We start from the raw sequence: 7898 nt of genomic DNA on the forward strand, positions 1-7898 counted from the left end.
TATAACAAAGACTGCAATGATTGTAGTGGGAGATGTCCTAGACCCTGGGGACTTTAATGCATCAAAGCTATATGACAAAAACTTCAAACATGAATATAGATAAAAATATTAAATTTTATTAAAAAAAACTATTTCCTCAAAAATCATTAGATTTCTTGAGGAAAAAAACCTCACCATCAAAAAAGCATTAACAATTTTTTCTAGTTAATAAAACTGATTTAGCTTATCTCCTGCATATGGCTAAAATGGATTCCAATATGACCAATCCCCAATATTATTGAAGATATGACTAAAAATATATTATTTGCACAAATTCCCAAAAGGAAAAAGCTAACTACAGGCAGCGTAGCTCCAGGAAGAGGAATGTGAAGAAATGAACCATACATATCATGCATTGTTTTTGGACTTCTAAAGTATCCAATCCAGTATAGCTCATAGATTACCATTAAAAGGAATGCAATGACCAGAATGATATCAAAACTAAAATCAACACCACAAAAAAGGGATAACGGGACAACCAATACTTGTCCAATTCTTTCCAATGTTAATAATATTCTGTTCTCATTTTTGGAGTAATTTTCATAATCATCTGGAGGGCATTTGGACCACAAAATATTAGGAACAAACAACATTACCAGCAGAATCAGACCGGCCAGCGAAAACCCAAAATTCATATTATCAAAAAAAATTAGCTATATTTATCTTTGATTTGATTCATTAGCTGCAATTTTTTAAATGCAACATCTTTAGGAGCCCTTCTTAAACCACAATCCGGATCTAAAATCAGATTATCTTTTCCAACTATCTCAATAGCTTTTTTAACGAGGTTTTCAATGTCTTCTATATCATCAACTTCATTAACGGATGAATCAACACAACCAAAGCCTAATTTTTTATCAGCCAAAAGTGAAGCATTATTTTCCAAAACACCCATATTAACATTATTGCCGGCAAATTCAAAGTCAAGAATATCCACATTGAATTTAGTGATATCCTTAAATGCATCTGATAAAATACCACATACATGCATTGCTAAAGGAACATCCAGACCTTCACGGATAATATCTATAGCTTCCTTAGCTACCTTCATATCAACCATCCCTGTGGATAAAAACGGCTCATCAATCTGAATGTAAGCAGGATGTACTCTACGGGCTATTGCATCAACTTCAAATTTCAAAGAATGAGCTAAATCAATGATGGCATCCTCTTTATTCTTATAGAAAAACTGAATTCTGGAAGAGTGAACAATAGTATTAGGACCTGTAATGATTCCCTTAATTCCTTTTCCTTCAGGAATATTTCCATTATAGTATTCCTTCATGACTTTTTTAGCATATAGCAAATCATTAATGGATATTTCCTGAATCGGATTAACAATTTTGGAAACGATTACAGTATTTCCGTCCTCAATCTTCATTCCAGGAATATATTTTGTAAAAATAGAAACCATATCACCCCTTACCTGACCATCAGAGATAATGTCCACTCCTGCATCAAGCTGAGCTATTACACTTGACCTAATAGCTTCTTTAAAAGGGTCATATAATCCAAATGAATTAAATAATTTCTCTTTAAAATTAGAGGGAGAACTTTCCTCAACGGGAAAACTTCCAACAACAGTTGATTTCATTTTTTATTACCGGTATCTAATTTTCTGATTTTTTCAACTTCTTCTTCGTCAATTGGCAATTCAACAACTGAAGTTCCATGGCAAGGTTTAGTATAAGGTAAAAATACAGTTCCCTTTTCATGATCAAAACCAATTGGTATCGGAGGGATTCCAATTACTCTAACACCCAATACCTGGTCTCCAGGTTTGATATATACAATATCATCAGCTTTGAATCTGATAATCATTGCACAGTCTTTAAAACCTGCTTTAGAAGCATGAATCTCATAGTTATCAGATTGTTGTAAGTAAGTATCTAAACAGAATGACATTTTATTCGAACTCCTTTATTGCTTTGTCGAATTTAACTTTAATTGGTGAAGGATTATGGAATGCTCTTACGGCTGCAATTTTAGCGTTGCATCCGCTTTCTTCAATCATATTGACAAACTCTTCAACTTCATCCGCATCCCTTGAAAAGACAAGTGCTAATGATTTGCATTGCAAGATTTGTTCAAATGTTACGAAAAATGATGCTGCCGCATCTTTGTGAACAAAACCGACTAATAAATCAAAATCACCTTCGTTAATGTCACCCAAAGTTCTTTCTAAATCAACTAAGTTGAGTTTGTATAAACCTTCAGGGTCAGATATTTTAACTAATTTGGATGCTGCAGGATTTGCAGCTATTGTTACATCATAGCCCATTTTTGTTAGTTTATTAAAAACATAAACTGCCATAGGAGTTTGAGATGGAGTTTCAGGACATCCAAGTAAAACTAAAGCTTTCATAATATTACCTCTTTATGATCTGGTTTTTAGCGATACTACATTCGCTAAAATCAATGCACCAATAAATATGAATGTTAAGAGCGCCATACCGTTGATTGTTCTGTTAAATACAAACATACCAATTATAGATTGTGCGCAGAATGCTGCTAATGCCCCAGTTAACAATACTTCTCTTCCAAGGTACTTCTTATTATTTTTCTCTCTTCTTTCCCTGTAGATGGTTAAAATTTTAAAACCAATAAGAATTGTACCGAGAACGAACACCATTAACCCTGCAAGACCTAAATATCCAAAGTCAAATCCGTAACCGAATATACCAGGAAGCATATAATCGATTGTATCCTTTTGGTTTACAAGTATACCGAAAAACATTGGGAACGGTAGACCAAAGAATAAAACCAGTTGCATTGGCAACGTAATATAACCTTCAGCAAATGCAGTCCCTTCAGCTCCCCAATAGGAAGCATTGGCACTATGTCCTATTAACTGAATGTTATTTAATACAGTTTTAATACTGGATAAGGAATACTGTTCAATCCTACCTAACCTTAAAAGTGGAGAGAAAATTGTCATTCCAGACACTCTTGCAAGAGCTTCCAAGGATATGAATCCTACAACTGCAGCTCCTAAAAACATTAAAATTCTTCTACCGGTCAATATGGATTTTTCTCTGAAAGATTTAGATATAATCATGTATCCTATGAACAAACCTAAAAGCCATAATATTAAAAATGATCTGTGCATTAAACCACCGAATAGGGTGATACCTGCAATAAATATAATTACAAATCTTCTAAGTGGCCTTATATCCACACCCGATTCCTTCATCACTTTCAGCGATGCTAAAGCAGTCACCGCACCTAAAAGTGCAATCGGACCAAAAGGGTGGGTAAATTCCGCTTGACTTGAAGATATTACCAAAAGAAAAATATCCGCACCAAAAATAAATGTGAAACCTCCTATAATGAACAGAGATAAGAAAGTTACAACACTTAATGATAACGGAATCAAGTTAAGGCAGAATACTAATGTTACAAATAACATTAATCCTACTTCTACAATTAATTGTAAATGATTCTGAGCAATTAATAACATATTTCAATCACAATAAAGTTTATTTTTAAAGTGGACTGACCGGGATTTGAACCCGGGGCCTCCGCCATGCCAAGGCGACGATCTACCATCTGAGCTACCAGCCCAAAAAAATTAAAATCAAATATCAATAATAATATTTGAAAGTAATAATATATAACTATTTTCCATTTTTTGCCAAATCATATAAATTATCAATAATGACCTGGAACAAATCATCGGTTTTCATGTCAATAGGTTCATGAGGATTTACAATGAAATCAAGCGCTTTGTTAATTACATCATCAGTATCAATAGACCTGTACATTAAACCATGATTAATGTAATACTGATCCACAGATAGAGTTTCTCCAGGATAACATGAGATAACTGGAGTTTGTAATATTGCAGCCTCCCTGTTCATTGTTCCACCTGCACCAATAACCAAATCACATTTTTTAATCAAACTGGATGTGTCGACTGGAGGTTTTAATATTGAAACATTGTCAATACCTTCGAAAATCTCTGCCTGTTCTTTAAATCTTGGAAGAACTAAAATATTTGCAACATTTTTTAATTCATCGACGATTGGAGAGAGAACAGATTTTCTGCAGTCAGTATCCAAATATGATGCAAGTGAAGGTTCAGGCCTCATTAGAATTGTTTTCGGATGTTTTAAATCTAAGTTCAAGTCATTGAAAACATTATCATTATATTCAAAGCTTTTAAAATGCATTATTTCAGAGGTTCCATTATAAGAAATGATTGTATTTGGATCTGCTCCGAATTTCATTAATTTCCACATATCTATAATTCTTGGAGTTATAATTCTATCACATAAAGGTAGAGTTAACTTATTTGCTGCAAGAGCATGTTCGTTGTCTAAAACGTACAAACTTGGGATCCCTAGACCAAAAGAAATTCTAGGAAGCTCAATAGAATGCTTGCTAAGGGCAACATCCACCTTTTCATCATTAATAATATCAACAAGATTATAAACTCTTGATGTACTTTCTCTTAGCTTATCATACAAACTGACTCCATGTTTTCCAACTGATATGAAGTCAATATCATACATTTCCATTAATTTATGGATATCCCCGAACTGTCTTGCAGTAACAATAACATCCTCACCTTCGGCTTCCAGATACTTGATGACATCTTTAAAAAACCTTACATGAGGTGCATTTGAAATATCAATCCACACTTTCATGAAACCGCCTCAAACTATTTATAAGCTGTTTTTCTTATCTGAAATAACTTGAATAATCTCTTCCAATCCTTCACCATCTTTCAGATTAGATGCAATTACTTGAACATTAGGATTTAATTTTTTAGCATCAGCAACCATCTTGTCAATATCTGCACCAACAGCATCAGCAAGGTCGATTTTGTTGATGACAATAACATCTGATGTTTGGAAAATAATTGGGTGTTTTTCTACAGTATCATCACCTTCAGTAACACTGACAACTACTATCCTCATATGTGAACCTAATTCAAAATCAACAGGACAAATCAAGTTACCTACATTTTCAATAATTATCATGTCCAAATCATCCAATGGCAAATGATGAAGTCCATGATGGACCAAATGTGCATCTAAATGACATTCTTTGCCTGTGTTTAATCCTTCTACAGGAACATTGTGGGATTTGATACGTTCTGCATCGAATTTGGAGATTACATCTCCTGCAAGAACGCCTATATTATAATCAGTATTATCTATAATTTCTTCTATTAATGTTGTTTTTCCAGAGCCTATTGCTCCTACAAAATCAACACAGAAAATTCCTTTTTCTTCCAAGTGTTTTAAGTTTTTATCCGCTAATCTTTTATTAGCATCCATAATATTTTTTGCTACTTCAACATCTGCTACTTGGTGCATTTTTTCACCTCATTAATTATCATCTGGTTTTTCTATAACAATATTTTTAACAATTATATCTCTTCCATTAAGGATTTCAACAGATAAGCTATCACATTTAGGGCATCTTACAATCGGTGCATAATGATCTTTATCGTCTAGAATAGCATCCCCATGGAATTCGCATTCTGAACATTTTACCTCTACAGGAATCTCTTCAAAAAGAATTTCCGCATCTTCAACAATGGTATTTTCAACAAGAACGCCTAAAATAAATTTTAACTGTTCCGGATTTACCATTGCCAGTCTACCAAGTTCAATGGTTACCTCATTTACCTCAGTTGCATTATTGGCTTCAGCAGTATCTATAACTGCATTAATAATGCCCTGAGCCATGGATAATTCATGCATTTTATTTCTCCTCTAACAAATATTAATACTATAATTTTGATTTTATATATTAATAAAGCTATTTAATATTTGAGTATTACTTGGGTAATAACTGAAATTTGGAAAAAAATAATTCAATGTTGCAATTAACAACACTTAAATATTATTCATATTAGAATAATTAATAGGAGACATATCATGAACTACAAATCAAAATTCGGTTTTGGTTGTATGAGACTGCCCCAAACCGATGAAAATAACCCTACATCCATAGACCAGGAATTATTTAACGAAATGGTAGACATTTATATGGAAAAAGGCTTCAACTACTTTGACACTTCATATGCGTATCATGGAGGAGCAAGTGAAACCGCTATGAGAAAAGCTATAGTTGAAAGATATCCACGTGAATCTTACCAAATCTGCGATAAAATGCCTACATGGGCATTAACATCCGAAAAAGACAATGAAAAGTTTGTCAATGAAATGCTTGAAAGATTGGGTATCGACTACTTTGATGTGTTTTTCATACACAACATTAATACTCCATGGCTTAAACTTGCTGAAGAACATAATACTTTTGAATACATAAAAAAGATGAAAGAAGATGGAATAGCTAAAAAAATTGGTTTCAGTTTCCATGAGAAGTCAGCACTACTTAAAGAAGTTTTAGACAAATATGCAGACCTTTTTGATATTGTCCAACTGGAATTGAACTATCTTGATTGGGAAGATCCGTCTATCGAATCCCATAAATGCTATGATTTATGTGTCGAGCATGGACTGGACGTCTATGTTATGGAACCCTTGAAAGGAGGAGTCATTGTTAATCCTTCTGAAGAAATTAAAAAAGATTTTGAAGAATTTAACCCTGACAAGTCAATAGCCAGTTTAGCAATAAGATTTTGTGCTTCCCTTGAACATGTGAAAATGGTTTTATGCGGCATGAGCAAAATGGAAGACATGCTGGACAATTGTGACACCTTTGAAAATTTTGAGGTCTTAAGCGATGCAGAAAGCGAATTTTTAGAAAAAATGGCTCAAAAACTTGCAGACAGTGTTGCAGTACCATGCAGTGAATGCGGATACTGCATAAAAGCATGCCCTGAAATGATTCCAATTCCGGAATACTTCCACTTATACAACACCAGCAAAAATCAGCCGGAATCCAACATTTACAGATTGTATTACGACAAATTAGGTGATGAAAAAGTTCCTGCCGATGAATGCACATACTGCAGCACATGTATTGAACACTGCACACAAAAAATAGATATTCCTGAAGAATTAGAAAAAGTATGTGAACACTTTGAAAATGGGTTTTCACCTTACGGATAATTAAGCAACCCTCATTTTCAATTCATTAACCATTTCACCATTTTTATTTATTTTTGAAGCTTTTTTATAATATTCCACTGCCTTGGAAAAAATTCCGGAGCTGTAATAAATTAAACCCAGTAACGCTAATGCATCTGCATTTTTATCGTCAAAGTTTATGATTTTTTCCAATATTTCACTGGAGGTTTCCAAATCTCCCTGAACATACAAATCATATGCCTCCTCATACATCACATCAATATCATCAAGAGATTCAAATTCAACCTCAGCTTCATTGCTTTCGGGTTTTGCAGAGAGCAAAACATCCAATTCATTAGCCATTTCATTTGTTCTGTCTAACGACAAAGCTTTTTTAACAAAATAAAGTGATATGTCTTTTTGTTCTTGATTATATAATATTTGAGCCATTAATGCTAATGAATCTACATGCTTTTTATCAACCGCCAGAATACTGTTGAGAACATCTTTTGAAGCGGAATAATCATTTTCATTAAACAAATCCAATGCCTCACCAAACATCACTTCAACATCATCCACATCATTCTTTTCAACCGTTTCTTCGATTATCTCCTTTTGAACATCAGCATTCTTGGAAATTAATTTGCACATGTATGAGAGAATGTATTTTGTCGCATTTTTATGAAGCGGCTTATTATCATTGCCGCATTTTGGCGAATAGATGCAAGCAGGACATCCGCTCTTACAGGTGCAGTTTTCAAGCAAATCAATTGTGGACTTGAGCAAATCTACAAAAACATCCACTGCCTTTTCTGTAATTCCTATTCCACCTTCATAACCATCATAAATAAATATTGTAGCTTCCTGAGT

10 protein-coding genes, 1 tRNA gene and 1 pseudogene are annotated in these 7898 nt (G+C 33.6%); 2 read left to right on the forward strand and 10 right to left on the reverse strand.

From position 1 onward, the window contains the following. Positions 1 to 103 (forward strand): annotated as a pseudogene (gene cbiF / locus ACJMLH_RS02815) (cobalt-precorrin-4 C(11)-methyltransferase); the annotation flags it as partial. 115 nt (positions 104 to 218) lie between these two features. On the opposite strand, the gene ACJMLH_RS02820 reads toward cbiF, so the two are convergent. The 9 genes from ACJMLH_RS02820 to hypA all read right to left on the reverse strand — a co-directional run bounded on the left by ACJMLH_RS02820 (position 219) and on the right by hypA (position 5753). Then, entirely contained in the window at positions 219 to 674 is a 456-nt protein-coding gene (locus ACJMLH_RS02820; RefSeq protein WP_405274525.1) for a hypothetical protein, read from the reverse strand. Between the two features lie 14 nt (positions 675 to 688). Continuing rightward, positions 689 to 1633 carry a methionine synthase gene (locus ACJMLH_RS02825; protein ID WP_405274527.1) on the reverse strand — a complete coding sequence of 315 codons (945 nt, stop codon included), beginning with the start codon at positions 1631 to 1633 and terminating at the stop codon, positions 689 to 691. Continuing rightward, a complete protein-coding gene (locus ACJMLH_RS02830; protein WP_405274529.1) occupies positions 1630 to 1944 on the reverse strand; it encodes a DUF1894 domain-containing protein in 315 nt (104 codons plus the stop codon). Before ACJMLH_RS02830 ends, ACJMLH_RS02825 begins: the two co-directional genes overlap by 4 nt. A 1-nt stretch (position 1945) precedes the next feature. After that, entirely contained in the window at positions 1946 to 2404 is a 459-nt protein-coding gene (locus tag ACJMLH_RS02835; RefSeq protein ID WP_405274531.1) for a DUF1890 family protein, read from the reverse strand. A gap of 12 nt (positions 2405 to 2416) precedes the next feature. Further along, a complete protein-coding gene (locus tag ACJMLH_RS02840) occupies positions 2417 to 3499 on the reverse strand; it encodes a hypothetical protein (RefSeq protein WP_405274533.1) in 1083 nt (360 codons plus the stop codon). Between the two features lie 31 nt (positions 3500 to 3530). After that, positions 3531 to 3603: transfer RNA gene (locus ACJMLH_RS02845), tRNA-Ala, on the reverse strand. A 53-nt stretch (positions 3604 to 3656) separates the two neighbouring features. After that, complete coding sequence (locus ACJMLH_RS02850) at positions 3657 to 4688, reverse strand: DUF354 domain-containing protein (RefSeq protein ID WP_405274535.1); 1032 nt, start codon at positions 4686 to 4688, stop codon at positions 3657 to 3659. Between the two features lie 18 nt (positions 4689 to 4706). After that, positions 4707 to 5363 carry a hydrogenase nickel incorporation protein HypB gene (gene hypB / locus ACJMLH_RS02855; RefSeq protein WP_405274537.1) on the reverse strand — a complete coding sequence of 219 codons (657 nt, stop codon included), beginning with the start codon at positions 5361 to 5363 and terminating at the stop codon, positions 4707 to 4709. Positions 5364 to 5375: 12 nt separating this feature from the next. Next, positions 5376 to 5753: a hydrogenase maturation nickel metallochaperone HypA gene (gene hypA, locus ACJMLH_RS02860; protein ID WP_405274539.1), complete on the reverse strand. Its 378-nt coding sequence runs from the start codon at positions 5751 to 5753 to the stop codon at positions 5376 to 5378. Positions 5754 to 5930: 177 nt separating this feature from the next. On the opposite strand from hypA, the gene ACJMLH_RS02865 reads away from it, so the two are divergent. Beyond that, the gene (locus ACJMLH_RS02865; RefSeq protein WP_405274541.1) at positions 5931 to 7070 is read left to right on the forward strand and encodes an aldo/keto reductase; all 1140 of its coding nucleotides are present in this window, start codon (positions 5931 to 5933) and stop codon (positions 7068 to 7070) included. Here ACJMLH_RS02865 and ACJMLH_RS02870 read toward each other — a convergent pair. Continuing rightward, a partial coding sequence (locus ACJMLH_RS02870; protein ID WP_405274543.1) for a Zn-binding domain-containing protein occupies positions 7071 to 7898 on the reverse strand: 828 nt, incomplete at its 5' end.

The organism is Methanobrevibacter sp., from assembly GCF_045116495.1.
Taxonomy (GTDB): Archaea; Methanobacteriota; Methanobacteria; order Methanobacteriales; family Methanobacteriaceae; genus Methanocatella.